This is a genomic window from Erythrobacter litoralis HTCC2594 (genome assembly GCF_000013005.1).
Lineage (GTDB): Bacteria > Pseudomonadota > Alphaproteobacteria > Sphingomonadales > Sphingomonadaceae > Parerythrobacter > Parerythrobacter litoralis_A.
Window position 1 is genome coordinate 2,949,358 of record NC_007722.1, and the last position, 26,250, is coordinate 2,975,607.

Consider the following 26,250-nt stretch of genomic DNA (forward strand, 5'->3'; position numbering starts at 1 on the left):
CCGTCCTTATCGGGACGGATCGCCCTTTTTCATGTCACACTCGGGCCGTTAGGCGACTGTCCGCTCTACCCTTGCGTTGATACGAAAGCCGCCGTTCCACAACAGACCCAAATGCGGACATCGAATGACAGCCACCAGACCAACCTTACGCTTTTTTGGGATCGGCGTGTAGCTCATGGCTGAGGGATTGTCAGATTGGTGATTGCGTGGTCAGCCAATGCGTTGGAAGCACTGTTCTAGCAAATCCAGCGCTTGACCTGTGCCAGCCAAAGAAAATGTTCCGCGTTGCCGTCCCTCAATGAGTAGCCTGAGACTGTTTCCAACTTTAATTGCGTGACGGAACCGCCAGTCATTTATGCGGAGGGATCGCAAAGGCTCATAGCCTTCAGCTTGCGCGCCAAGCGAAACATCATCAATTACAATGGCGCTGACACGCGATTTCGGAATAATGTGAACGGCATCGTCGGTGTCGTAAAGCGTTATGCTATCACTCATCCAACTCGGCGAAAAGGAGAATGAAATAGCTTGCCCAGAACGATTGCGACCGATTTGCTCCAAGCGGCAAAAGCTGTCATACGCCACAGCGTTCCAAGAGCCAGACCGTCGCTCCCAGAGTTTGATGGGACCATCGCTTTCGACAGGCGCGACGGAGCCAAGTCCCGTCGTTCCGCACCGGACTAACGCCACGGCACCAGAGTCTGGAAGCGGCTGAGTACATATGCCGCTCGAACGCATTTCTTGCTCGACTGAATCAAGTCGTGCGCAAGCCGCCTCAATCTCGTCAAAGTCATCAGAAGCGGGATCACAGCTCACCATCTCGGCCTCCCAGCGCGCTATCAAGCCCCTCTGCGCTTGCGTCCAGCTCGGTTCAGCAGAAGTATCTTCGTTGCCAGCACCTTCGACCGCTATGTTGCCCAAGATCCCTAATTGCTGCCCCGGTGTGTCAGAAACACTACCACTAAATGGGTCAGCCTCTCTTAGCGCACGTGCTTCTTCTTGGCGGATGCGAACACAATTGTTCAATGAAGCGATGGCATCGTTCACGCCAGTCATATCAAACGTGGCCAATGTGCTTTGGTTCGAACCTCGCTGCAGGTTGAAAGTGAGGTGGTCTTGTGAGGCAGCCGCGTCCAGAAAGGAGGTAAAACTCCTGCCTTCAAAACGATGTGTTAGTCCTCGAAACAATGAAGTGACATTGATCGATTCCATGTCCAGAACGACCAAAATATCATCTGGGCCGAATTGAGCCGAAACTCGATGGATGTCTCCGTTAGCGAGACTTCTCCAATTTTCGTTGTTCAGCTTCAAGTCTAGCCCGGCGTTCGACAGAGAAAACATGAATTCAAGTTTAGTGCCATTTGATGATGTTTTTTGAATATGGCAGTTATTTATACCCATCGATCCCCATGTAGCCCACACGAACCAACCATTGCCCACGGCCTCAACTCTCGATGAGTTGACTTGAGCTTGAGCACTTGAACTTGCGAAAATTATCGACGCCAACGCGATCACATTCAAAATCTTTCTATACATCGATAATTCCTTAGACCTATTTCGGCCATTCACCTCATTTTGAAACTTGCCAGCGATCAAATACGAAGTTGTTCGGCCGGTCAATGCACAACCAAAGGTTGGGCAATGAAGTGATCTTGTCATGCATGGCATCGACAAATTGCAGAGCGATCGTCCGCTTCCACCCTCAAAATGCGACAATAGTGACCTTTTCGAGATGCTCCGAAAGCCGACCTCGGCGAGGTGTTGGCTATGTCCGCTCTTGGGAGCCGTTGGTGAGCAAGCTAGTGACAGAGATTGGGCCGCAAAGCCGAACAATGATACAGAGGAGAGAGAGCTTCTTCTGAGTGCTCTGGGACAAATTCGTCCCAGCATTCAGGAGACCCTCCATGCCGAAGTTCAAAAGGCCAACGTCCACTCAATCACCCGCACAGCGCATCACCGCCGCCATCATTGAAAAGCTCGAACAGGGCACAAAGCCCTGGGTCAGGCCTTGGCGCGGTGTGCCGGTTTCGCGGCCCTTGCGCTCCTGCGGCACCCCCTATCGCGGCATGAACACTTTCTGGCTGTGGATGGTGGCTGATGGCTGCGGCTACGCCTCGCCTTACTGGATGACCTATCGCCAGTGCCAGAAGCTTGGGGGTCAGGTCCGCAAGGGTGAGAAATCGACCATTGCGATCTTCTACAAGAGCTACACCAAGGAAGTCGAGAACGCCGAGGGCGGGCAGGACACGGAGAACCGCCGCGTCCTCAAGGCCTACGCCGTGTTCAACGCTGACCAGTGCGATGGCCTCCCGGAATTCTACCATCCCAAGCCATTGGTCGAAGCGCTTGAGCCCAAAGGACGCGAAGACCGGCTCGATACATTCTTCGCCCATATCGGCGCCGACCTGCGTCATCATGGTGCGCAGGCTTACTACGAGCCGCAGCGCGACCGGGTCACTATGCCGCCAGCCGAACTCTTCGAAGCCTACGACCAATACTATGCCACGCTCGCACACGAGCTATCGCACTGGACGGGGCATTCCTCGCGGCTCGATCGCGATCTCAAGAACCGATTTGGTAGTGAGGCCTATGCTGCCGAAGAACTGATCGCCGAGCTTTCCTCGGCCATTCTCGGGGCTGAACTGGGCCTTCCAGTCACCCACCTCGACCATCACGCCAGCTACATCGCGTCCTGGCTCAAGATCCTCAAATCGGACGAGCGTGCAATCCTAACCGCTGCGGCCAAGGCCGAGGAAGCGGCCAGCCTGTTGCTTGACCTTGGGGGACAACAATCCAGCGAAAGCGAGATCGACATCGATCTTGCTGACGCAGCCTGAGGAGCGGTGAAATGGGACGTTCTGTCAGTTATCCGACCGGATCGGTGGTGGCCTTTCGCCTTCTTGATGATGGCGAAGAGGACGATGTCGACTGGGCCCACGAATGCCTGGTCGAAGAAATCATCGATACCATGAAGGCAGCTTTCCCCTCCTTCGAGAATTTCGATGGATGGCGCGGCCGCGAAGATCGCATACTCCTGCGCAACGCCTTCGCTGATTGCGGCATATCGACCTATTGCGGCCTTGCCGCGATCTGGCTCGTCGAACGCGACGATGCCCGGTACTGGGAGGCCGATTTCTACGTGCCACGAACGGCACGGGCACGGCACTGGCTTGGTCAAGCGTCGGATAGGTTCATCGACCTGTTTGGTGAGTTGCGCCTGGTCGGGCGGTTCTCGAATGGTGAAGCGATCTTCGAGCGCTCCCGATCCACCTGCGACACCGAGTGCTGATCCTGCCTCGTCCCTGGCCGCCGGGAGAGGCCCTTGGGCCGGTCGGAGCGCGCCGCAACCTGCGGCCCGTCGGCCCGTGTTGCCCGCGCCAGCCTAGGTCCGCAGGTTTCCCGCTACGCGGTGCGTCTCACCCCTTTTCCCGGCCCTGATCGGGCTCCGGCGGACAGGGCCGAGGCAATGGTGCCTCCTCTCCTATTCCGCACGATCAGGAGACACCCCATGTACGACAGCTTCATCGACCAATTGAGCGGCCTCGACCTCTCAGGCCTCAGCATCGGGCCGGCCCCCTTCAACCAGACCGACTTTCCTTGCGAGGACGCGATCGACCAGACGCTTGGTGCCGTATGGTCAGATCTGTTCGCGATGTTCTCCGACACTGCTTTGGAAGCCGATGCTGAGGATATTGCCTGGGGCGTGGTCAACCTCTTCCACCGCGCCGCCAGCCGCAAGTCGGCTCAGCTTGACCGGGCCAGCAACGAGATCCGTGTCCTGCTAGCATCCGCCGATGGTTCCGAAGTGCATTCGAGCAATTTGGAAGAGCAGATTGAGCGCGCGCAGGCAGCCGAAGCCAGCATGCTTGCTTTTGAGCGGATGCGTGAGGCTATGGCGGCCCTTTACCGGGAAGAGACCGGTTCCTGCTGGAAGCCCATGTCAGGCTCGCGCACAAGCCATTCGCGGGGGCTAACATCGGCTGTAATCGATGGCCGAGATTTCCTGCGCGCACGCGCGGAGAACCGGCGCCATGCCCTGATCCCTGAAGGCACTCCAGTCGTCTTTGCCGGTGGTCGCCAAAGCTTCGAGAGCGCCGCAGATGCGCGTGCCTATGCCGACAATATCTGGGCGACACTGGACAAGGTTCGCAATGCCGTTCCCGATCTCTTCTTGGTTCATGGCGGCGACGGCAAAGGTGCTGATCGTTTGGCCTCCAGCTGGGCTGAGCGTCGCGAGGTCCAGCAGCTGACCTACTCGCTCGATCGTCGTCTCGGTGCCCGCGCCGGGTTCAAGCGCAACGAGCAGATGCTCTCGCTCAATCCGCGTTACGTTGTTGCATTTCCGGGCAATGGCGTGACCGAACGACTGGTGATCGATGCCAAGGCGCGCCGGATCACCGTGGTCAATCGCCGCGGCCCCTTGGGTACCTCTCCGGGGTCCTGAGGAGCTTTTGGCATTTGATCCTAAATTGCATGGATGTGCATTCGACGCCGACCCGACTATGCTGAGCTCATGCAACTGGACGATCTTCTGCAGCGCTATTTTGCCACGAACGACCTCTCCGGGGTTGCGCCCGATACCCTTGCAGCTGGCATCGAGCATTGTCGGGTCGACCTCGGCCTTGAGAAGGACCGGGGCAAGCGCTTTGCACTGTGGTCGTTCCTGCACATGTTCGGGTCCGCCCCCGATCGCGATGTGGCGTTCGAGAACGAGGAAGACCGGGAAGCAGCCCGCAACTTCATGGATCTGCTGGCGGCATCGGAAGGCGAAGGCGAAGCCTGATTGCAAGTGCCGGTCACGGCACCTTCAGACCCGCACCCGATACCCATCCGGCTTTTGTCGCGAACAGTCCTGAACCAGGTCAGCTGAGAACAGCAACCCGTTCCTTTCCGGCCGTGTTGTCGCGCTTCGCGCGCCTGCCCGCACCACCCGTCATGAATAGGTTCCCCTTCGGCCCTTCAGGCCTGCGGTGCAGTCCTCCCATGCCCTGCTTCTTCTGGATGTTCGCAAGCCGGAGATGGTCTCCGGTTTGAGGAACTGAAGGAACTTTCATCATGACCAATATCGCAATCCTCACTGGCCGCATCGCCCGCGATCCGGAAACCCGCGAGACCAAAGGCGGCACCAATGTCACCGGCATCACCGTCGTCACCGATCGCCCCGCACGCGACAAGGACGGCAAGACCTACAAGGACGAGAACGGCTACACTGCCAAGGAAAGCGAGTTCCACCGGGTGACCTGCTTCAACGGCCTTGCCAAGACCGTCGGCCAGTACTGCTCCAAGGGCCAGCTGGTCAGCGTGCAGGGCCGCATCCACTACACCCAGTGGGAGGACAAGGACGGGGTCACCCGCTACGGCACCGAGATCCTCGCCGACAAGGTCGACTTCCTCTCGCGCGGCAACGGTTCTGGCGACGAGAACGACAACAAGGATGCTCCCGAGATCGACTGACATCGATACCGGCCGCTCCCCCAACGAAGAGGCTCTGCCGCAAGCGGCAGGGCCTCTTCTTCTGTGTTTACCCGGTTTCCTTCGTCGGGCTTGATGCGCGCGATGAACTGCTTGCTGTCAGTTTCGCGATCGCCGCTGTTTCGCCAAGCTGGCCAACCGCCTCGGCGACCTTTTTCAATCCCTTCTTTGAGAATGTCTCAAGGCCGGTGCCAAGAATGACCTGTCCGACTTCTTTGGCCGCTTGTGCCTCAAGCTCTCGCTGTTTTGCATCAAGCGCCTCGCGATCGGCTTCGAGCTTCTGCAAGGCGGCAATTGCACTTCTATTTCGGGGCATTTCTTAATCCTTCTGCATCCCCTCTAAATTTCCTCCCCGCTGATATCTATGCTCGCGCCAGCGGGGTGTAGGAAAGGGCAATCGCAGCAGGCCGGAAACCATTCGAGTTGGAGCATAGATGGTGGGTCCTGGCTCACGGATGTCCAAGCATGATGGCCTTGCGCCTCCCGCCTCAAGGACTGGCGGGGCCCCACCATTTTGCCTCCCTTCGCTTGCGCTCCAGTTCGACAAAATCGTTGCCCCCACCGCCGCTTGCGCGGTCGCCCGTCCGGGCGATCCTGTGACCCGGGATACGCAAGACCATCCGGCGATCTCCTGTCGTCTCACGACAATTATCAGGAGGAATACAATGGCTTGTTCTACACACTGCACTTTACCGTCGCGCAGCTATTTCGAAGCTCTGGAAACCGCAGAAAAGCGGGCGCTGCACAGCTTCTTCGATCAGCATGTCATCGAGGATGATGAGCTTGGATATTTCGCTCTCGACGAGGGTGACTATAACGCATTGCCAGCGCATCTCACAGCGCGTGTGGTCCACACCGTCCATGGCGGCATGCTTGACGAGTTTTGACCGCGATCAAGAGGGCGGGAACCGGAAACGGTTCCCGCCCTTTTTCATGTTCGCCTCTGTCAATGCTGTCGGATCAAGGACAGACAATCATGCGCTCTGACGGGCACCGCATGCTTTGCAGCGGCGCCCGAAAAAGGAGCAGGGCTGTGGACGCACTCTGTCCCGCGCATCATGCGATGCGCTCCTGAGGGTGCGGCGTTATTTGTGTCTGGGCCCTGCATGCACTTGCGAGCCGGCAGCGGGTCGGGCGGCGCAAAGCGATGGCAAGCGACATGCCCCGCTTGCCTGCTTTCCACGCGCCCTTGGCCGCTGCCTCTTTCGCAGGTGCAGTCATCTCTATGGAGCTGTCGAATAGCTGCCCATCGGCGTTGAATAACCTGCTGGCCAACCTTGCTCTCGCTCCAACCTGAAGGTCGGGAAAAGACGTGCATGGCCAAAGCTCTCAAGCTCCTGGACCACCATCGCGCATAGGGGAACAGGGGAGCACACCCTACCCCGCGAATTCGGGACTTATCATTCTGATTTTATTGTGAAATCCCGTTTTGGGCGGAATCAACCCGTCTGCGAGTAGAGCGGGTTTGCGCTGATCCGCACACAACTCACATCGCCGTAGTGTATTGTAATTATGCGATAAACTTTCGATTGACTGCGAGTTGTTCACGATTTATTCTCATCATCACCTTCCGCAAGGTGAGCTAGGTTCCGTCGGCCCGACAAGGAACCTGTTTCATGACCCGACAAGATCGGCTTCAGACATTCGTATCGCTTCCCGTGAGCAACTGGGTTCGCCAGTCTGCTGCGGACCAGGGCGAAAGCGTCAGCGTCTTCATTCGCGACCTTATTATTGCAGCCTGGCATCGTGATAACGAGACGAAGGATCGGCCCACTGCGCTCGATCCAGCCCGGCAGAACGTCTTTATCTCTGTGGCTCTCGATGCGCTGCTGGCTGGTCATCCGGACCCGACCTTGCGGGAAACGACGCACGAGGCTTATCGCCGCCGGCTCGAGCGGCTCGGTCTAGCTTTGAGCACCAACATGGGAGGCCATTCCCATGAAGCATAACCTCCTTAACTTCACCCGCGGAAGCCAGTTGCTAGGTCACTTTGCCTTCATGTTTGCAGCAGGCCTCAAAGGCCCTGTGATCGTCACCGCGCTAGTCGTTATGGGTACCTGTTATTGGGAAGTGAGAACGACTCTGACCGATCACCAGTTCTACCTGATCTGGATGCATATCTACGCGAGCCTTTACGCCTTCATGGAGTTCGATCCGGCAAAACTGGTCAACCTCACGCTGGCCGATGGAGACAAGGTTGGTCTCCCTTTTGCGGTGGTTCGCGAGTTCCCACCCATGCGCGATGCAGTCGACGCGTTCGTGTCCGCGACCAAGCAAGGATTGCTCATGTCAGCTGTCTTTCTTGCGCCAGCATTTGTGTTCTTCTGGTGGTTCGCCGAGCGCTTCGGTGGCCGCTCGAAAGAACGCAAGCACGAGCGCGGAGCCATGCTCGTTTCACTCGATGAACTCGAGGATGAAATCGAGCGCTATAATGGCAAGTATCGCGCTGAAGAGCTGAGCCGGAAGTTCGGTTGGAAATGGCGCCTTGCAAGCTCTTCTGCGCTGGCCGAAGCCGGGCATTATGCGCCCGCCCATCTTGCTGGCGTAAGCTGGCCATGGCGGCTTGAGCAGAGCCATACCATGCTGATTGGGACGACCGGAACCGGTAAGACCGTCGCGCTTACAGAACTCGTGACCGAGGCCCGTCAGCGCGGCCAACGCGCCGTGATTTTCGATCTCACCGGTGCCTTTATCGAGGCCTACTACGATCCGGCACGTGACGTTATTCTCAACCCAATCGATGCGCGTTGTCCGGTGTGGAGCGTTTTCAATGACTGCTCGAGCGAAGCCGAATTCCATGCCGCAGCCGAGGCGCTTGTGCCTCATGATGGCGGCGGATCGGAACAGTTCTGGGTGCTTGCTGCACGGATGTTGTTTGTCGAGATGTGTCTCCATCTCTCGCGCAAAGGGGCCGCGACCAACGAGGCTCTGGCCCAGAAATTGATGACCGCGGATCTGTCCGAGGTGCACAAGCTGATGCGCGGAACAATGGCCGATCCGCTCACCGCTCCGGAAGCTGCACGTATGGCAGAATCGATCCGTGCGGTGTTCAACGCCAACGCCAAAGTGCTCAAGCTTCTGCCCTCGGAGGGACCACGCTTTTCGGTCCGCGACTGGGTTAAGGGCGACTGCGAACCGGGTTCGATCCTGTTTCTTTCGGCGCGCTATGTCGACATGAGCATCTCCTCGCAATTGCTCACTTTATGGCTCGATACAGCGATGAACACGCTGATGACACTCGAGCGCACGCAAGACCTCAGGATGTGGTTCCTGATTGACGAGCTTGGTGCCCTTCATCGTCTGCCAGCGCTCGAGAAAGGGCTGCAGACCGCGCGCAATTTCGGTGGTGCGATCGTCACCGGCGTCCATGCCTTTGCCAAACTCAAGGAAGTCTACGGCGAGAACATGGCCATGACACTCTCGTCGCTTGCGCGGACCAAGCTGATCCTCGCAACAGCCGACCGCGAGACAGCAACATGGTGCTCCGATTTCATCGGTCACCGGCAGGTGCGCGACATGGAAGAGGGCTATAGTTACGGCTACAACAATGCCCGCGACGCGGTCAGCCTGACACCGAGGCGGCAGGTGGAGCCTCTGCTTCTTCCCGACCAGTTTATGAATCTTCCAAGGTTGACGGCTTACATCAAGTTTCCTGACGGTTTCCCTGCCGCCCCGGTTTCGCTGATACCTCGTTCGCGCGAGCGTATTGCCGAAGGTTTCATACCCCGAGAGACGCCGCCAGTTAATGGCGCACAGGATCCTGACACGGCTTCAGCGACGGGGCGAATGGCAAGCCCTTTGACGGATGGAGAGCATCCTGCCTCGAATGATGACGGTGCTGGCAAACCCGTCGATCCGAAGCAGCTAAAGCTGACGTTGCCAACGCCGGCTAGAGCCGCTGACGAAGCGCGAAATGATCGGCAAGCGGCCGCGCGCGATCAGTTGGAAGCGTCCCGTCAGTCAGATCAGACCAAGGCTGAAACAAGCGTCGATGCGGTCGGTCCCAAGGCCCCGACTCTGCCACGTTCGACCGTGCAAACGAGCGAGGATGCCGCAGCCTCGAATGTCGCGCAGGACAAAAAGGAAGCGGGAACTGAAGTCCCGAAGGACCATGGCAAAGATGCGCTTTCGCTTGAAAACAGATCATCCGCGACCGGTGCCAAACCAATCGATCCTGCCGAAAAGGACCTTCGTGAAGGCGCTGTCAGCGATCCGCCCGCAAAGGACTTGGGTGAGTTTGAGCCCGACATGTGATGCGAGACTTGCGGAGGTTTTTAGGTGCCAGAGGGGGAGCCATGACGAGGATCAGAGACGATGCTTTCCGTTGCCAATGTGCGCTCCCCTTCAGCTGCTGCGGCCTATTTTGCCGCTGATAATTATTACACCGGCGCTGATGCTGATCGCTCAGGGCTCTGGACTGGGAAGGGGGCCGCGCGCCTTGGTCTTGAGGGCACAGTCAGCGCAAAACAATTCGATGCGCTACTGCGCGGAGAATTACCCGGAGGTATCGAGGTTGGTAATGCTGGCCAGTCTCACAGGCCCGGGACAGACCTGACCTTTTCGCTCCCCAAAAGCTGGTCGCTCCTCGCCCTCGCTGGCGGGGACAAGCGGATAATTGAAGCTTATCGCGAGGCCGTGGTCGAAACATTACGTTGGGCCGAGGCCAACGCAGCGCAGACCCGGATGGGCAGCAAAGACGGTTACGGAAGGGTCGCAACCGACAACCTCACAATTGGTCTTTTTCAGCATGATACCAACCGCAATCAGGAGCCAAACCTGCATTTTCACGCGGTCGTAGCCAACGTCACGCAAGGCCCCGACGGCAAGTGGCGGGCGCTGCGCAATGACAAGCTCTGGTCTTTCAACACGCTGCTCAATTCGATGACGATGGCCCACTTTCGCATGGCAGTCGAGAAGATGGGATACGAAGCCGGACCGGTCGGCAAGCACGGCAATTTCGAAGCGGCCGGCATCACACGCCAGCAGCTCATGGCGTTCTCTTCCCGCCGCGAAGAGGTCCTAGATGCGGTCCGCCAAATCGGCGAAAACACCCCCAAGGCGCGTGACGTCGCCGTGCTTGCCTCAAGGAAAAGCAAGGAACCCGTGAGAGACCGTGAAGGCCTGCTTGGAGAGTGGAAGCAGAGCGCAGAAGAGGCTAGGCTCGATCTGCAAACTATCATCGATGCATCCGAGATGCGGGCAGCAGCCAAGACGATTGCCAACTCAAAGGCTGAAAGCCTTCTCCAGCGCGGCCTGGCAAAGTTGCGAGAATTTGCGCAGCGGATCAAAGGCGATCCAGCAGACCCCCTGATCCCCGCTCACGTGCTCAAGACAGATGCGCCCACTATCGCGGCTGCGCAGGCTGTAGCCTCTGCGGTGCGCCACCTCTCCCAGCGCGAAGCGGCTTTTCCGCGCGAAGGTTTGCTCAAAGCAGCATTGGACTTCGGACTACCAACAACAGTGGACCGTGTCGAAAAACAGGTGAACGCGCTGGTTCGGCAGGGCGCGCTGGTGCGCGGTAAAGGGGCCCAGTCTGGTTGGCTCGCTAGTAAAGAGGCTCTGCAGCTTGAAGGGGCAATCCTTGCCGGTGTCGACCAGGGACGCGGTGCGGCTGCGCAAATTTTTGAACGCAAGGACGCCGTCACGCGCGTTCAGGCCGTCTCCGCAATCAACCACGGCATCACGCTCAATCCGGGTCAGGAAGAAGCGGCAAGCCTCGTACTTTCATCGCGCGACCGGATTGTCGCGATCCAGGGCGTTGCCGGCGCCGGGAAGAGCAGCGTAATGAAGCCGGTCGCCCAGCTTTTGCGAGAGGAGGGCAAACAAGTGCTGGGTCTCGCGGTCCAGAACACACTCGTTCAGATGCTCGAGCGCGACACAGGCATCCATTCGATGACTATCGTGCGATTCCTGTCGCAATGGGACCGCTTGCTGCGCGAACCTGGCAACGCAGCTTTGCTGCATGAGGCGAAAAGCGCGCTCGGTGACCACGTGATTGTTCTCGATGAAGCCTCGATGGTCTCGAACGAAGACAAAGCGAAGCTGGTCCGCCTTGCAAACCTCGCAGAAGTCCAAAGGCTAGCGCTCGTGGGCGATCGCCAGCAGCTCGGTGCGGTTGATGCAGGCAAACCCTTTGATCTCGTCCAGCAGGCCGGGATCGAGCGCGCGATCATGGAAGAGAATCTGCGCGGACGCGACTCTGTCTTGCGGCGCGCCCAAGCCGCTGCGCAGGCAGGGCGTATCGATGATGCGCTGAAAGCGCTCGCGCCAACCACCATCGAGGCCAAAGGGGACAGCGCAATCGTGGCCGCCGAGCGATGGCTTTCGCTTAGTCCGGCGGAACGCGCGAGGACGTCCATCTATGCTTCCGGACGCGCCTTGCGCTCCGCCGTCAACGATGCCGTACAGCAAGGGCTCAAGGCGAATGGCGAGCTTGGACAGCGTGCTGCACGACTGACTGTTCACTCTCGGGTCAACGCGACACGGGAGGAGCTTCGGTACATGGGCACTTACAGCGCCGGCATGGTGCTGAATGTCCGCTCGCGCGACAGTTCCCAGAAACTGTCGAAGGGCGACTACACCGTCAAATCCATCGACCACACCCGAAAGCGCGTGATGCTCGAAGACAGGAAGGGACGGAAGCATACATTCAGCCCCACGCGTCTTCGCCCAGGTGGGAGCGACGACCGTTTCTCATTGTTCGAACGCAAGTCGTTCAGGCTTTTCGAAGGCGACAAGATCCGTTGGACCGACAACGATCATAAGCGCGCACTTTTCAATGCCGATCAGGCGAAGATTGTAGGGGTCGATGCCAAGGGCGTTACCGTCGAAACCTCAGCGGGCAACGAGCTTCGCTTGGCGCGGGGCGATCCCATGTTGAAGCGTCTTGATCTGGCTTATGCCTTGAACGCACATATGGCGCAGGGACTGACCTCTGATCGCGGCATTGCTGTAATGGATAGCCGCGAGCGCAATCTTTCTAATCAGCAAACCTTCCTCGTCACCGTGACGAGGCTGCGTGACGGTCTCACATTGGTTGCTGACAGCGCAGAGAAACTCGGCCGGGCAATCAAGGCCAACAGCGGCGAGAAAAGCTCGGCGCTAGAAGTGACGCAGCGACTGAAGTCAGCGGCGGCAAAAGGCACAGCGCAAGACAAGACCAATGAGAGCGCTGCGCCAGCAAAGGATCCGCCGGAACTCACAAAGGAGCGAGTAAAGCCCTTTGAAATAGGGATTTGACCTAGCGGGAGTAATTTAAATCGCGCGACCAAACCAGATCACTCGGCCGACCACCTGGATTTCGGACCGGTCGACATCGTCCCAGCTTGGATAAGCCGCATTGTCGCTGCTGATAGTAATCTTGCGTCCGCCGGGCTTGAGCGTCACGCGTTTGACCACCAAAGCATCATCGGCGCGCAGAACATAAATACCATCACGCAGCCTTGAACCCTCGTCCGATGCGTCGACCAGCACTTCGTCGCCATCGCTGAGTGTTGGCTCCATGGAGTCCCCCAAAACATGGATGATCGAGAGGCTGGCGCTCTTTGCCCGCGTCAGCGCGGCGAGCCAACGCTCATCAAAGCCGAAACGGGTATGTGCCGTTTCACTTTCGGCAATCGCTCCAAAGCCTGCCGACGCATCGACGTTCAGGACAGGGATCTCTATCAAACCGTCGCGTATCGGTGCGGGCGGGCCGCCAAGGACTTGCTCGTCGACCCCGAAAAAGCTCGCAAGGACGCGCCTGTCATCGTCATCGAGTTTGCGCGGTGAGCCGCGCTTGATGAATTGCTGGATGTAGGACGAGTTGCGTCCGATCAACCGTGAAATAGCCGAATAGCCGAGCCGTCGCTGCTGGATCAGCCGGTCTAGCTCATCTCTGACATGTTCCATCGTCGAATTCCTTCTGAAAGCCTGAGGAGGGAAGGAAATCTCCTAGACTCGATGGAACCTTCCTACTAAGAACAAAGCAAGAACACAAGTCTAGAGTGAGTCGAGGAAGGCTATGAAGTTGTTGGATAGGATCGAGCGTCATCTCAAAGAATCGCACATGTCGGCGACGCGGTTCGGGCGTCGCGCGGTTGGCGACCCTCGGTTCGTTCTTGATCTAAGAGCTGGCCGCAGGCCGCGCAGGAGGACAATCGAGAAGGTGGAGAACTACCTCAACGCAGATAAATCATTGTAAAATGACTACTGCGGTTCTGAATTTCTCTTGAGATTGCTGAAACATATCTTGGCGCGATGCTCTCAATTCTCTAGATCAATTTGTGAAAGCTTCTCCTCCTTGGACTCGCCGCGATCAGGCTAGTTCTACTGCCGGAGAAGGGCTATGTGAGCTCGTCAGCAAGACGAGCTTCAAGGGGATGGGATGAGTGCTTCGACCAAACAAGATTACAAAATGTCATTTAGCACCGGGGGTCTCTTCCATAACGAAAGCTTGGAAGTCGCGCGTTTGCATCTAGACGGAGAGCCCTGGGAAGACACGATCCTCAGGGCCATGGAGGAAGGCGCAACCAGCCTGCCGAAGTCAGCATCGAACCGCCGATCCTTGCGCGAAATCTCAAACCGCTTGCTTACTCTGACGAGCGAAGAACGAGCCTTCCTTTTGGATGAGGCTGACCGCTCTGAACAACAAGCGCTCCTCTGGATCGCCACTTGCCGAGCCTACCGCTTCATACGTGAATTTGCCGTCGAAGTGGTGCGGGATCGATACCTTGGTTACCAACTCGAACTACCCCTTGAAAGCTTTGACATTCTCTTGGATGCAAAGGCGGAGTGGGATGATGGTTTGGCCAATCTGAACCAATCAACCCGCCTGAAGCTTCGTCAGATCATGTTCCGAATAATGCGTGAGGCCGGAATAGTCTCAGAAGATCACCGCATTCAGACGGCTGTCATTTCAACCCGTGTGCGGCACATGATTGAAGCCAACAACCCCGGCGAACTGGCTATATTTCCTAGTGTTCCGGTCGAGGGGGCATGATTTGATGCGTCAACTAAACCGGAAAGAGCGCGCAGAGCACCTCTATCGCGTGATCAGAAGTGAGCGCTTCCTCACGAAGCAAGGCCTCGGAAATGAAGTCCCATTCTTCATCTATCCCTTTCCCGCAGAAGAAGGGCTCACCATGGTCGAGGATCGCGAAGATCTCGTTACTCGCCTTCAACATTCCGGCACCCGGGTGTTGGATTTGAACCTCTTTGATATTGCACTCGATATCCTCTCTGAGCGTGGGATTCTTGAAGAGGTGCTCGAGATTGAGGCCGACACCAGCAAGGGCGAGATCAAGGAACTACTGCAAGGGGTCTTAGACCCAAAGGCTCACCTCGTCCCACATATCGGAAAGGCAATCGAAGCCGTACCGCACGACGTTATTTTCTTGTCCGGCGTTGGTGAAGTGTACCCCTACATCCGCTCACACAACGTTTTGAACAATCTACAGAGCACTGCAAAAGAGGCGCCCACCGTTCTCTTTTTTCCCGGAAGCTACACCCATGCATTGGCGACGGGTGCGTCGCTGGAGCTCTTCGGTCAGCTCCATGACGACAAGTACTACCGCGCCTTCAACATCCTGAATTACGAGGTCTAAGCCCTATGGCTCAGCTGCTAAAAGACATTTTTGAAAAGCCAGTTGATCGCGCCATCGATGGCGTCATCAAGGCTGATGATGAGGCTAGCCTCCGCGTCGAGCTCGACGAATACGTTATTACGGGTGAAATTGGCCAACGGCTCGAGCAATTCCTCGAAGCCTACAACAATTATGACACCTCAAACGGCGTCTGGATCTCTGGCTTCTTCGGCTCAGGTAAGTCGCACTTGCTAAAGATGTTGGCCTTGTTGCTCGAAAACCGTGAGGTCGACGGAAAAACTGCTCACGAGATCTTCGCTGCAAAACTCAAAGACGAGCCGATGCTCGCAGGAGCACTTAACAAGGCCGTTTCCATCCCATCGAAATCAATTTTGTTCAACATCGACCAGAAGGCCGATGTCATCTCGAAGACGGATGTCGATGCGCTTCTATCCGTGTTTCAGAAAGTCTTCGATGAAGCTTGCGGATTCTACGGCAAGCAACCTCATATCGCGCAATTTGAACGCGATCTGCAAAGCCGTGGCCAATTTGAGGCTTTCAAAGAGACTTTCCGTAGCGCTGCTGGAAAGGACTGGGAGCACGGAAGAGAACAGGCACTGCTCGAAGCCAAGAATATCGCGACCGCGTTTGCCGCAGCAACTGGTGGCGACCCATGGGGTGCGAAAGACATTTTGAGCCAATACCGAAAGGACACTCGCGTCTCGATTGAGGACTTCGCAGACACTGTGAAAGCCTGGATTGATGATCAACCAAAAGGTTTTCGACTGAACTTCTTCGTTGACGAAGTCGGCCAATATATTGCCGACAACGTAAAACTGATGACCAATCTGCAGACCATCGCAGAAAGCCTCAACACCAAGTGCGAGGGCCAGGCATGGATTATCGTAACGGCGCAGCAGGACATGGCGTCCGTGATCGGCGATATGACACAGCGGCAAGAGAATGACTTCTCCAAAATTCAAGCTCGCTTCGGCAACCGCATGCCGCTGAATTCGGCCGATGTCGCGGAAGTCATCCAGCGTCGGCTTCTCGCCAAGACTTCTGAAGGCCAAGTGACACTCGGCAACCTGCATGATCGCGAAGAAAACAATCTCAAGACACTTTTCGATTTTGCGGACGGGTCGCAGAAGCTCAAAAACTACCGTGATCGCGACCACTTCATATCGAGCTATCCGTTCCCTCCCTATCAGTACGATCTCTTTCAAATGGCGATCACGTCATTGTCGGAGCACAACGCATTTGAAGGCAAGCACAGCTCTGTTGGTGAGCGGTCGATGCTGGGCGTCTTCCAAGAGGTAGCAAAGAAGCTGAAAGACCAGGAGGTTGGTGGGCTAGCCACCTTTGACCTCATGTTTGAAGGGATACGCACTGCGCTGAAGTCTTCGGTGCAACAGAGCATTCAGATCGCTGAAAGGAACCTGGACGACCCGTTTGCCGTTCGAGTCCTAAAATCCTTGTTCCTCGTCAAATATGTCAAAGGCTTCAAACCGTCGGTTCGCAACATCGCAATTCTGCTTTTGTCGGAGTTTGAGGCGGACCAGACGGCAATGCGCCGCAAGATTGAGGAAGCGCTAAGCCGTTTAGAGAGAGAAACCTATATCCAGCGCAACGGCGAGGTCTATGAGTTCCTGACGAATGAAGAGAAGGATGTCGAAGCCGAAATCAAGGCTCTCGACATCGATCCGTCCGAGCTCTCGAAAGAACTCGAAACTCTCGCATTCGATACCATTCTACGTCACCGTAAGATCAAACATCTCGCGACAAATAACGAATACCCCTTCACCCGAAAGCTGGATGATCACGCTCTAGGACGCGAATACGAATTGGCTATCAACCTCGTTTCACCTTTGAGTGATGAGGTTGAAAGCTCAGATGGCATTCGCATGAAAACTATGTCTCGCGAAGAGCTTGCGGTCGCCATGAATCCAGATGCGACCTTCGTTCGTGACCTGATCCTGTTCAAGCAAACCGACAAGTTCATTCGCCAGTCGCGCAGCGGCTCACCGCAGCCAGGCCGCGACCGCATTGTGGCGGGAAAAGGGGAGCAAAACAGTCGCCGCCTAAAAGACATCGAAATGCAGCTCCGCAAATTGATGGGAAGCGCTCGCCTGTTCGTTAGAGGTGACGAACTCGAGATCGGCGGTGAAGATGCTCAAGAGCGCATAGCCAAGGCGTTCCAATCGCTGGTCGACAAGGTTTACACCAACCTCCCGATGCTGCGCGGTGTCAGCTATACCGAGGCCGATATCAACAAGGCGGTGCAAGCTGAAAGCGGGCTCTTTGGATCTGACGGCACACGGATCAATGAGGCCGAGCAAGACGTCCTCAGCTTTATCAATGCGCAGGCACGCAACGGTGTAAAAGTCTCCGTCAAATATCTGGCTGATCGCTTTACGTCGAAACCTTACGGCTGGCCAATAAATGCGGTTCTTTGCCTAGCAAGTAGTCTGGTCGCGAGGGGCAAGATCGAAGCGCGACTGGACAGCGCTGTGAAGGAGGGACTGGATCTCGCCAAGGCGTTGAACAACAGCCACGCGCTTCCGAACATATTACTTACCCCACAAACGGAATTCACTGCCTCCGAAATTCGCCGAGCTAAGGAGCTCTATCAGGAACTCTTTGCACACCCCTCCTCGGGAACCGACGCGCGCAGTTTGGGTGCAGAATGGACTGCAAGCATTGATGTGCTTGAAGCCGAAGTGGACGAACTTGTTCGCCAATCGCACCGCTACCCTTTCCTGACTTCGCTCGAGCCACTCAATGAGCTGCTGCGGACCATGAAGAGCAAACCGGCGAACTGGTATATTTCCGAGGCGCCTAAGCGCGAGGATGATCTTCTGAACGCGAAGGAGGATATCCTCGACAAGGTGAAGTCCTTCATGGGCGGCGCACAAAAGGACATCTACGACGATGCCCGCGATATGCTCGCCGGCCAATCTGCCAACATCGACTATGTCGATCCTGATGCTGGGGCGAAGTTACGCGCTGCATTGGAGGATCCGAACTGTTTCAAAGGATCGACGATCCAGAACCTCAAGTCCGATCTTTTTGATCTGAAAAACAAGGTCGAACTCAAGGTGCTTGAGGAGCGCAAAGCTGTCATCGCAGAGGTAGAAGACGTTTCAGCCAAGATCGCACAAATGCCGGACTTCCAAGCGCTCGATGCCGATCAACAGACGCGGATCACCGCACGCATCGATAGCCACAAAGAAGGCCTCGATACAGTCACTTTGATTCCCGTATTGCGGGATCGCGCCAATGGTGCACGCACCAACCTACTATCAGACGTTGTCACTGAACTGGATAGTCTCGCGCGCCCAGTACCGGCGACTCAGCCGCAGCCAGGCCAATCCGACGGGCCAGCGCCCGCACCGCAGGCTCCCACAACGATCCTTGCCTCTCAGTTGAAGGTCGCAGCTCCGAAAACGCTGCTGACCGATGAGGCCGACGTTGATGAGTACCTTGATGCGATGAAAAGTGCCCTGCTGAACGAAATCCGCGCGGGTAAGAAAGTTATCGTATAATGATTTTCAAGGTTGAATTCGAGAATTTCACCGCATTCGAGAAACTGAACCTTTCCCTTTCGCCTCGAATCAACGTAATCATTGGGTCCAACGGGACCGGAAAGACGCACCTTCTTAAAGCCATCTATGGATTGAATCTGATCGCTGATGGTAAATTTCTGGAGCGTTCAAAAGATGCGTTTGCGGCCACTGCGTCGGGCAAATTTCTCAGGATCTTTGCGACCGAAGACAACAAAGTGGGGATGCTCGCCTCGAAGAGGGCAAGCGGACCGACAAAGCTTCGTTCTGTAAGCAGTGATGATTCCGTTTCTAGCATCACTTTCAGTGGCCGATCGCAGTATTTTGAAATTACCTCATCGCGGGCAGTTTCTAAATCTAGTTCTAAACCCGTCTATATTCCGACGAAAGAAGTGCTTTCGCTGGTTCGAGGTATTCGCCACCCGGATCATGATCGAGCGACGGTCGAAATGATTTTCGACGATAGTTACCTCGATCTCGCAGAGTTTCTCGTGGAACCGGGCTTCGATGAAAGCAGTTCTGACTTTCGCGCAGACCCTAGGTCGTACAATGTAGTTCGCAAACTAGTTGATCTCGTTGGCGGACGTTATACTTTGCACGACGACGGTGGTTTTCACTTTCAACCTGGTAAGTATGAAGAGGCTGCCAGATCGAAAAACGATCCCTTACGATCCGATTCACAGACCGCACGCGCCTACCAAGACTCCAAGAGAATACGCTTTCGTCCGGAGGGTGGGCCAACTTTTTCGACTGCGATGACCGCTGAGGGATATAGAAAGATTGGCGTGCTCCATCGATTGCTGAGCAATGGCTCGATCAATCTCAAGGAATCCGGCACTCTGCTTTGGGACGAGCCGGAGGCAAACCTAAACCCGAGACTGATGAAGGAGCTGGTTCAAGCCATACTTGAACTGTCGCGAAACGGTCAGCAGATCATTCTCGCAACCCATGACTACGTGCTTTTGAAATGGCTGGATTTGCTAATGGATAAAGTGGGTAAGGAAGACCACGTTCGATTTCATGTTCTACAAAGGCAAAGTCGCGATGGACCAATTTCCCTTTATTCGACGGAAGAATACGAGCAGCTTGTAACCACAGGCATATCTGAAACATTTGGAAAGCTATACGAGGCCGAAATCGAACGCTCAGTGAAGGGTATTGAGCTATGACGACCGTTCAGGAATTTGATCTCGAATTGTCTTTTCCAGGAGCAAAGAGCATTGTCCATTTCGACGACGATCAATACCATGGGGGCAGTACGGTTCAGCGCGTTGATTTCATAGCCGAATATGATGACCAGAGCCTATTTATCGAGATCAAAGATCCCGACATTCCGACGGCGCAGAATCTCGGTGCCTTCGTCCAAAAACTGAATTCTGGGAAATTGGTACAAAGCCTAGCTGGGAAATTTAGGGATACCCTCTTCTTTCGATCAGCCCAGGGTAAAAACGACCGTTCAATCCGGTATCTAGTTTTGCTCTCAATGAATAGCTTGGACGATGCATTGCTAATAGCAAAGCAAGACGAGCTACGAAAAGCCATTCCAATTAGTCATGCTGACTGGTCAAAAAACTGCGCTGCAAGCTGTATCGTTCTGAACTTTGAGCAATGGCGCAGACAATTCGGTGAAGCCTCGCTCCGACGAATTAGCGAGGCAACAGACTGATGGATACCACAAAGCTCAGGAAATTTGCTCAATTTGCGCGGAGTACCTTGATTGATCAAGTTACCGTAAGGCTGGAAGCCGTCTTGAGCGACGGCTCGTCGGCTCGGCGTGAATACCCAAGGGCCTTCAAGAAGCTTGAGACATTAGTTGGCAAACTCGGACGAGAGCAAGTTGTCGAAAAGGTCGCCTACACCTGGTTCAATCGCTTCACTGCTTTGAGGTACATGGATGTCAACGGTCTCTCCCCGGTTCGCGTTGTGTCTCCGTCCGTCGGTCAATTTCAACCGGAAATACTCTCGGATGCGAAGTCGGGGAGTATCAATGAGCAAATCGTCCCCGAAATCACTCGAGATGAAGTCCTCAGTCTACTGGATGGTCGCACCTCCAGCCCCGACCCACAGGGTGAGGCTTACCGACTGCTTGTCGTTGCCGCGTGCAACTACTGGCACGACGCTATGCCTTTTATGTTCGAGCGCATCGACGATTACGCCGAGCTTCTAATGCCTTCGGACCTCCAGTCCAACGCTTCGATACTCGCATACCTTCGTGAGGCAATGACACCTGACGTTTGTGAAGACGTCGAGATCATCGGCTGGCTCTACCAGTTTTATATCTCAGAGAAGAAGGATCAGGTCTTCGCGGGCCTCAAGAAGAACCAGAAGATCACGGCGGAGAACATTCCGGCCGCAACGCAGCTCTTCACCCCGCATTGGATCGTTCGCTATCTGGTCGAGAACTCGCTGGGGCGGCTCTGGCTGCTCAACAATCCGCACAGCGGGCTGGCGGCCAAGATGGACTACTACATCGCGCCTGAAGAACCCGAAACGGATTTCCTGCGCATCACCAAGCCTGAGGAGATCCGCATCTGCGATCCCGCCGCAGGCTCGGGGCATATGCTGACCTATGCCTTCGACCTGCTCTACGCGATCTACGAGGAAGAGGGATACGACCCGACCGAGATCCCCGCATTGATCCTATCGCATAACCTGACCGGCGTGGAGATTGACGACCGTGCAGGCGCGCTGGCGGCCTTTGCGCTGGCGATGAAGGCGGCGGCGCGGCTGGGACGGCGGCGGTTTTTGCGGATGGAAGCTAAGCCAGACATCTGCGTGTTGCAGAACGTAGCCTTTAAAGAGGCCGAGTTGCAGGACGTGACCGCCGTGGTGGGCAAGGATCTGTTCACCGATGAGTTGCGCGAGACGTTGAGGCAGTTTGAGCAGGCCAAGAACTTCGGCTCTCTGATCTTGCCGAGACTACGCGACCCGGCCGAGGCACTAAGGGTGGTCAATGCGCGGGATTTTGACGGAGATTTGTTGCTGAAAGAGGTGCAGCAGCGCGTCATCGCCGTCCTGCGCATGGCCGAGGCGCTTTCGCCGCAGTATCATGTGGTGGTGGCCAACCCGCCTTACATGGGTTCAGGGGGCATGAACCCAGAAATGACCAGCTTCGCGCGTGTGAACTTCCCAGACAGTCGCAGCGATTTGTATGCAATGTTCACCGAGCGCTGCCTATCTCTTAATGTCGTTTACGGCATGTCTGCGCTTGTCACCATTCAAAACTGGATGTTCATTTCTTCCTTTGAGAAGCTGCGCGACAAGTTAATTTCACGGTACCACATTTCAGATTTGCTGCAAATCGGGTTCAATAGTTTCCCTGAGTTGAACTCAAAAGTCGTACAGGCTGTCGCATTCGTGATAAAGAATGGAAAATCAAAATACCCAGGGCGATATATTAATCTGAACGACGCCGCTCAGTCAGCCAACAAAAGAGAAATACTCGAACTAAAGTTGAAAGAGAACGATGTATTTCTGACGGAAGACGAAAAGTTCTCATCTATCCCAGGGTCACCTATCGGTTACTGGCTCTCGGACTCGGTGTTCAAGGTTTTTGAAAATCTACCTTCGCTTGCAAGCGTTGCTCCGACAAAACAGGGCCTTGCTACCGGCGACAACGAACAGTTTCTTCGGCAGTGGTACGAAGTCAGCTCTTCTGAAATTGGACAGGGGACACTTTCGTCAAAAGAGACGGAGGATCGGCCAGAGCGCTGGTATCCCTGCAACAAGGGTGGGGAATTCAGAAAATGGTTCGGAAACAACGCCATTGTTGTTGACTGGCAACATTCAGGAAAACGTATAAAATCCTTCAAGGACAACAATGGAAAGCTTCGGTCCAGACCTCAGAATGAGAATTTCTATTTTAAACCCGGGATAACATGGTCGGCAATCTCAAGTGGCGGGCTTTCGATGCGGTTATCTCCATTGGGTTCCATGTTCGAAACGAAAGGCGCAATGTCCTTTCCGGAAGAAGAGAACATTTTCCCGGCTTTGTCCTTCGCCAACACCAAAGTCGTAAACCGCTTGCTGCTGGCTCTATCACCAACGTTGGATTTCCATGAAGGCCCAATTGGTCGGTTGCCTTATTTGCGCGTCTCTGGCGCAGCGGACATTGGACGACGTTGTTCCGAACTGGCTCGCTCCGACTGGGACGCCTTCGAAACCTCGTGGGATTTTACCACGCTTCCGCTGCTCTCACCCGATCATCGGGGCGAGAGGCTGGCGAGCAGCTACGCCACGCTCCGCGCCCATTGGCAGTCCATGACGGACGAGATGAAAGCGCTGGAGGAAGAGAACAACCGCATCTTCATCAACGCCTATGGTCTGCAAGACGAGCTGACCCCCGAGGTGCCGATCGAGGAGATCACCCTCACCTGCAACCCCGCCTATCGCTATGCCGTTAAGAGCTCCGAGGAGGACCGCGAAACCCGCCTGCGCGCCGAGACCATGGCCGAGTTCTTGCATTATGCCGTGGGCTGCATGTTCGGCCGCTACAGCCTCGAAGAACCGGGCCTGATTCTCGCCAATCAAGGCGAGACACTGGCCGACTACCTCGACCGCGTGCCTGACCCCAGCTTCATGCCGGACGAAGACAACGTCATCCCTGTGCTAGACGAAAACTGGTTCCCCGACGACATCACCGAACGCTTCCGCCTGTTCCTGCGCGCGACCTTCGGCGAGCAGCATTTCCGCGAGAACCTGAAGTTCATCGAGGACAGCCTTGGCAAGGACATCCGCAAGTATTTCACTAAGGATTTTTACGCCGACCACGTGAAGCGCTACAAGAAGCGCCCGATCTACTGGATGGTCTCCTCCCCCAAAGGCACTTTCAACGTGCTGATCTACATGCACCGTTATCGGGGCGATACGGTGTCAGTCATCCTCAACGATTACCTGCGCGAGTTTATCACCAAGCTAGAGGGAGAGCGCACACGGCTGGAGAAGCTCTCCGACGATCCTGCCGCTAGCCAAGGCCAGAAGACCAAAGCGCTGAAGGATGCGGCCAAAGTCGCCAAGCAGATCGATGAGCTGAACGAATGGGAACGCGACGTGATCTTCCCACTTGCGCAGCGCAAGATCGAGATCGATCTCGATGACGGGGTAAAAGCAAACTATCCGAAGTTCGGTTCTGCCTTGAAGAAGATCGCTGGGTTGAGCTGATGTCAGACCGTATCAAAACGGGTCTTAAGCTGCTCTTCGACGAGCACCGGATAGTGTTCTGGTACGATGCAGCGCGCGACATGCGGGGTGAGTTTGACGCAGTTAAACTGCCAGGCGTGCAGAAGATCGAGATCGCGAATAACGAGTTCGCTCTGAAATACCGGATGCTGCGGCAGGAGCCTCGCCAGAAGTTTCTGGTGTTTCACGACGGCCCCGCGCCTGAAATGGACGACAATTGGCTGCTGGATCTGTATTTCGCCAGTGGTGTGTTCAAAGCCGATCAGGCGGCAATCTGGCTTGCAGAACTGGGCCTGCCGCTGCAGTTTGAAGACGTGGTGCGCAACCACATGGAGTTTTACCGCTCCAAAGTCCGCATCGAAGCGCTGAAGCAGTCGGTCACACCTTCAGATACAAAGAGCGAGGTGCTGCGCCGTATGATCGCCGTATGCGCAGGTGCTCAGGGTGCCTTGGATACGGTCATCGAGGAGCTGCTGGCAGAGCTCGCAGACGAGCGAGACGACGCCATGCGTCTGATTGAACGCTCCGGCCTGACAGATTTCTTCTGGAAGCAGGTTGAGAATGCCTACGGTTACACGAGCGAAGAGCCCGATTTCGAAGACTTCGCGATAACACTGTTCCAGTCCTGTTATGCCCGCGCCTTAGGTGAGGATGGCAAGCTGAATGGCGAGGCCTTGCTCGTTTTCCGCCGCTGGAAGAACAATCGCCTATGGTCAACCGCATTTGAAACGCTGAGCGGTGAGTATCAGGACCTCCTGAAAATTCCTGAGGACACCCAAGACCGCGACATCAAGACTTTGGGTGCCATTGATCACTTCGAGGAGATCGATCGCCATATCATCCGCTCTCTCGTACATGAGATGGCAAGTCAGACGGTGTCATCAGCTGAGGTGTTGAAAGCCGTTCGAGAGCGGAGGCAGAGCCATTGGTACCCGACCTACGAGGATATCTACGAAGCCATCCGCCATGCCACAGAATTCCAGCAAGCCTTGGCTGAGGCGAACTTGACCATGACCTCCCCCGATGAGGGGGTGAAGCGCTATGTTTCCCACTGGTATAGGATCGACCAGCTCTACCGCAAATTCATCTATCATATGCAGAAGAGCGGCCAGGCCTCGCTGCTCAGCGCGCTCTTCGAGAGCGTCGAAAACCGGTATACGACTAACTTCCTTCAAGCTGTGAACGATGCTTGGCAAGATCACATTGCTGAGCTCAAGGACTGGAAGATCTCGGGCTTCGCGCACCAGACGGACTTTTACGTGGATCAGGCCGCAGAATTCCGCCGCCGAGATCAGAAGGTGGTGGTGATTATCTCGGACGCCTTGCGCTATGAGGTTGCAGAAGAAGCCTTGCGCGAGATCCGGAAACTGAACCGGTTCGACGCCGAGCTCGAACCGATGATCTCTGCTCTGCCTAGCTACACGCAGCTCGGCATGGCGGCGCTTTTACCCAACAAAGATCTAACGCTGGAAGCGGACGCAAGTGTGTCTTCTTTCAGTCTGCCCACTCAGGGAACCGTCAATCGCGAAAAGGTTCTGGGAATGGGACGATCGGGAGATCGAGCCAAAGCCATGAAAGCTGATGACTTCATGAGCTTGAAAGCGGATCAGGGCAAAGAGATCTTCCGCGATCATGACATTCTTTATCTCTATCACAACCGGATCGATAACATTGGCGATAAGCTCGCCACCGAGGAGCACACGGCCGAAGCTGCCCAGGACGCCATCGAGGATCTCACCAAGCTTGTCCGCAAACTCACAACAGCCAACTTCTCAAACATTTTGGTGACGGCCGATCACGGCTTTATCTATCAACACCGCGCCTTGGATGAGACCGAATTCTCGATTGCGGATCCAGATGGCGCCGAAATTCTCGTCAAAAACCGCCGCTTCGTCATCGGCAGCGATCTTCAAGAGACTTCAGGTATGAAGAAATTCTCTTCAGCCGATCTAGGGCTGGCAGGAGATCTGGACGTGCTTCTGCCTAACTCGATCAATCGTATGCGCGTCAAAGGATCGGGCAGTCGTTTCGTGCATGGCGGAGCTACGCTTCAGGAAATCGTCATTCCTGTGATCCGTGTCGGGAAACAACGCGACGCGGATGTCGAGAAGGTTGAAGTTCAGATCATCGTTGCCGGAAAGAGCTTGATTTCGTCCGGACAAACTTCGGTCACTCTCTATCAGGCTCAGCCCGTCTCGGAAAAGCAGCAGCAACGGGACCTTCTTGCTGGCATTTACGCCTCGGACGGCACACTCATCTCTGATGAGCATGCTCTCACCTTCGACTACACTTCGCAAAATGCACGCGAACGCGAGCTGCCACTCAAGTTCCTTCTTTCCCGGGACGCGGACCGCTTCAACAATCAAGACGTTTTGCTCAAGCTTCGCGAGCGCGTCGGCAAGACAAGCCATTATGAAGATTACACAAGTCACCGCTTCCAATTGCGCCGTGGCATATCGACAGATTTCGACTTTTAG

General features: G+C 55.7%; 19 protein-coding genes. 16 read left to right on the forward strand and 3 right to left on the reverse strand.

Annotation, left to right across the window (positions count from 1 at the left end; genetic code table 11):
• Positions 1-210: 210 nt before the first annotated feature.
• Positions 211-1,533, reverse strand: a complete 1,323-nt coding sequence (locus EL2594_RS15415; RefSeq protein WP_155806073.1) for a hypothetical protein — start codon at positions 1,531-1,533, stop codon at positions 211-213.
• A 368-nt stretch (positions 1,534-1,901) separates the two neighbouring features.
• On the opposite strand from EL2594_RS15415, the gene EL2594_RS14410 reads away from it, so the two are divergent.
• The 5 genes from EL2594_RS14410 (at position 1,902) to EL2594_RS14435 (ending at position 5,451) form a co-directional block, all read left to right on the forward strand.
• A complete protein-coding gene (locus EL2594_RS14410) occupies positions 1,902-2,834 on the forward strand; it encodes an ArdC family protein (protein ID WP_041685398.1) in 933 nt (310 codons plus the stop codon).
• Positions 2,835-2,845: 11 nt separating this feature from the next.
• Entirely contained in the window at positions 2,846-3,286 is a 441-nt protein-coding gene (locus EL2594_RS14415) for a hypothetical protein (protein WP_011415844.1), read from the forward strand.
• Between the two features lie 219 nt (positions 3,287-3,505).
• Positions 3,506-4,441, forward strand: coding sequence for a DUF2493 domain-containing protein (locus EL2594_RS14420; RefSeq protein WP_011415845.1), 936 nt, complete (start codon positions 3,506-3,508; stop codon positions 4,439-4,441).
• A 69-nt stretch (positions 4,442-4,510) separates the two neighbouring features.
• The gene (locus EL2594_RS14425) at positions 4,511-4,780 is read left to right on the forward strand and encodes a hypothetical protein (protein ID WP_011415846.1); all 270 of its coding nucleotides are present in this window, start codon (positions 4,511-4,513) and stop codon (positions 4,778-4,780) included.
• 272 nt (positions 4,781-5,052) lie between these two features.
• Complete coding sequence (locus tag EL2594_RS14435; RefSeq protein WP_011415848.1) at positions 5,053-5,451, forward strand: single-stranded DNA-binding protein; 399 nt, start codon at positions 5,053-5,055, stop codon at positions 5,449-5,451.
• Positions 5,452-5,518: 67 nt separating this feature from the next.
• Here the strand turns inward: EL2594_RS14435 and EL2594_RS14440 are convergent, their stop codons facing one another.
• Complete coding sequence (locus EL2594_RS14440) at positions 5,519-5,785, reverse strand: DUF6437 family protein (RefSeq protein WP_041685402.1); 267 nt, start codon at positions 5,783-5,785, stop codon at positions 5,519-5,521.
• Between the two features lie 349 nt (positions 5,786-6,134).
• Between EL2594_RS14440 and EL2594_RS15215 the strand changes: the two genes are divergently transcribed.
• The 4 genes from EL2594_RS15215 (at position 6,135) to mobF (ending at position 12,708) form a co-directional block, all read left to right on the forward strand.
• A complete protein-coding gene (locus EL2594_RS15215; RefSeq protein ID WP_081432331.1) occupies positions 6,135-6,356 on the forward strand; it encodes a hypothetical protein in 222 nt (73 codons plus the stop codon).
• A gap of 729 nt (positions 6,357-7,085) precedes the next feature.
• On the forward strand, positions 7,086-7,418 hold the full coding sequence (locus tag EL2594_RS14445; RefSeq protein WP_011415851.1) for a hypothetical protein: 333 nt from the start codon (positions 7,086-7,088) through the stop codon (positions 7,416-7,418).
• Positions 7,408-9,723: a type IV secretion system DNA-binding domain-containing protein gene (locus tag EL2594_RS14450; RefSeq protein WP_041685404.1), complete on the forward strand. Its 2,316-nt coding sequence runs from the start codon at positions 7,408-7,410 to the stop codon at positions 9,721-9,723. Before EL2594_RS14445 ends, EL2594_RS14450 begins: the two co-directional genes overlap by 11 nt.
• 60 nt (positions 9,724-9,783) lie before the next feature.
• Positions 9,784-12,708, forward strand: coding sequence for a MobF family relaxase (gene mobF / locus EL2594_RS14455; RefSeq protein WP_041685406.1), 2,925 nt, complete (start codon positions 9,784-9,786; stop codon positions 12,706-12,708).
• 15 nt (positions 12,709-12,723) lie between these two features.
• Here mobF and EL2594_RS14460 read toward each other — a convergent pair whose 3' ends face one another.
• Entirely contained in the window at positions 12,724-13,359 is a 636-nt protein-coding gene (locus tag EL2594_RS14460) for a S24 family peptidase (protein ID WP_011415855.1), read from the reverse strand.
• Positions 13,360-13,834: 475 nt separating this feature from the next.
• Between EL2594_RS14460 and EL2594_RS14465 the strand changes: the two genes are divergently transcribed.
• Genes EL2594_RS14465 through pglZ form a run of 7 tightly spaced genes read left to right on the forward strand, consistent with a single transcriptional unit; the run spans position 13,835 to position 26,250 of the window.
• On the forward strand, positions 13,835-14,449 hold the full coding sequence (locus tag EL2594_RS14465; RefSeq protein WP_011415857.1) for a DUF1819 family protein: 615 nt from the start codon (positions 13,835-13,837) through the stop codon (positions 14,447-14,449).
• Positions 14,450-14,453: 4 nt separating this feature from the next.
• Positions 14,454-15,053 carry a DUF1788 domain-containing protein gene (locus tag EL2594_RS14470; RefSeq protein ID WP_041685407.1) on the forward strand — a complete coding sequence of 200 codons (600 nt, stop codon included), beginning with the start codon at positions 14,454-14,456 and terminating at the stop codon, positions 15,051-15,053.
• 5 nt (positions 15,054-15,058) lie between these two features.
• Entirely contained in the window at positions 15,059-18,577 is a 3,519-nt protein-coding gene (gene brxC, locus EL2594_RS14475; RefSeq protein WP_011415860.1) for a BREX system P-loop protein BrxC, read from the forward strand.
• Positions 18,577-19,764, forward strand: coding sequence for an AAA family ATPase (locus EL2594_RS14480; RefSeq protein WP_011415861.1), 1,188 nt, complete (start codon positions 18,577-18,579; stop codon positions 19,762-19,764). The genes brxC and EL2594_RS14480 overlap by 1 nt, the downstream gene beginning before the upstream one ends.
• Positions 19,761-20,261, forward strand: coding sequence for a hypothetical protein (locus EL2594_RS14485; protein ID WP_011415862.1), 501 nt, complete (start codon positions 19,761-19,763; stop codon positions 20,259-20,261). Before EL2594_RS14480 ends, EL2594_RS14485 begins: the two co-directional genes overlap by 4 nt.
• Positions 20,261-23,755: a BREX-1 system adenine-specific DNA-methyltransferase PglX gene (gene pglX / locus EL2594_RS14490; RefSeq protein WP_011415863.1), complete on the forward strand. Its 3,495-nt coding sequence runs from the start codon at positions 20,261-20,263 to the stop codon at positions 23,753-23,755. Before EL2594_RS14485 ends, pglX begins: the two co-directional genes overlap by 1 nt.
• Positions 23,755-26,250: a BREX-1 system phosphatase PglZ type A gene (gene pglZ / locus EL2594_RS14495; protein ID WP_011415864.1), complete on the forward strand. Its 2,496-nt coding sequence runs from the start codon at positions 23,755-23,757 to the stop codon at positions 26,248-26,250. The genes pglX and pglZ overlap by 1 nt, the downstream gene beginning before the upstream one ends.

Excerpts from the sequence above, each read along its gene's own strand:
- EL2594_RS15415 (WP_155806073.1), bottom strand. The coding sequence starts at position 1,533 with ATGTATAGAAAGATTTTGAATGTGATCGCGTTGGCGTCGATAATTTTC.
- EL2594_RS14410 (WP_041685398.1), top strand. The coding sequence starts at position 1,902 with ATGCCGAAGTTCAAAAGGCCAACGTCCACTCAATCACCCGCACAGCGC.
- EL2594_RS14415 (WP_011415844.1), top strand. The coding sequence starts at position 2,846 with ATGGGACGTTCTGTCAGTTATCCGACCGGATCGGTGGTGGCCTTTCGC.
- EL2594_RS14420 (WP_011415845.1), top strand. The coding sequence starts at position 3,506 with ATGTACGACAGCTTCATCGACCAATTGAGCGGCCTCGACCTCTCAGGC.
- EL2594_RS14425 (WP_011415846.1), top strand. The coding sequence starts at position 4,511 with ATGCAACTGGACGATCTTCTGCAGCGCTATTTTGCCACGAACGACCTC.
- EL2594_RS14435 (WP_011415848.1), top strand. The coding sequence starts at position 5,053 with ATGACCAATATCGCAATCCTCACTGGCCGCATCGCCCGCGATCCGGAA.
- EL2594_RS14440 (WP_041685402.1), bottom strand. The coding sequence starts at position 5,785 with ATGCCCCGAAATAGAAGTGCAATTGCCGCCTTGCAGAAGCTCGAAGCC.
- EL2594_RS15215 (WP_081432331.1), top strand. The coding sequence starts at position 6,135 with ATGGCTTGTTCTACACACTGCACTTTACCGTCGCGCAGCTATTTCGAA.
- EL2594_RS14445 (WP_011415851.1), top strand. The coding sequence starts at position 7,086 with ATGACCCGACAAGATCGGCTTCAGACATTCGTATCGCTTCCCGTGAGC.
- EL2594_RS14450 (WP_041685404.1), top strand. The coding sequence starts at position 7,408 with ATGAAGCATAACCTCCTTAACTTCACCCGCGGAAGCCAGTTGCTAGGT.
- mobF (WP_041685406.1), top strand. The coding sequence starts at position 9,784 with ATGCTTTCCGTTGCCAATGTGCGCTCCCCTTCAGCTGCTGCGGCCTAT.
- EL2594_RS14460 (WP_011415855.1), bottom strand. The coding sequence starts at position 13,359 with ATGGAACATGTCAGAGATGAGCTAGACCGGCTGATCCAGCAGCGACGG.
- EL2594_RS14465 (WP_011415857.1), top strand. The coding sequence starts at position 13,835 with ATGAGTGCTTCGACCAAACAAGATTACAAAATGTCATTTAGCACCGGG.
- EL2594_RS14470 (WP_041685407.1), top strand. The coding sequence starts at position 14,454 with ATGCGTCAACTAAACCGGAAAGAGCGCGCAGAGCACCTCTATCGCGTG.
- brxC (WP_011415860.1), top strand. The coding sequence starts at position 15,059 with ATGGCTCAGCTGCTAAAAGACATTTTTGAAAAGCCAGTTGATCGCGCC.
- EL2594_RS14480 (WP_011415861.1), top strand. The coding sequence starts at position 18,577 with ATGATTTTCAAGGTTGAATTCGAGAATTTCACCGCATTCGAGAAACTG.
- EL2594_RS14485 (WP_011415862.1), top strand. The coding sequence starts at position 19,761 with ATGACGACCGTTCAGGAATTTGATCTCGAATTGTCTTTTCCAGGAGCA.
- pglX (WP_011415863.1), top strand. The coding sequence starts at position 20,261 with ATGGATACCACAAAGCTCAGGAAATTTGCTCAATTTGCGCGGAGTACC.
- pglZ (WP_011415864.1), top strand. The coding sequence starts at position 23,755 with ATGTCAGACCGTATCAAAACGGGTCTTAAGCTGCTCTTCGACGAGCAC.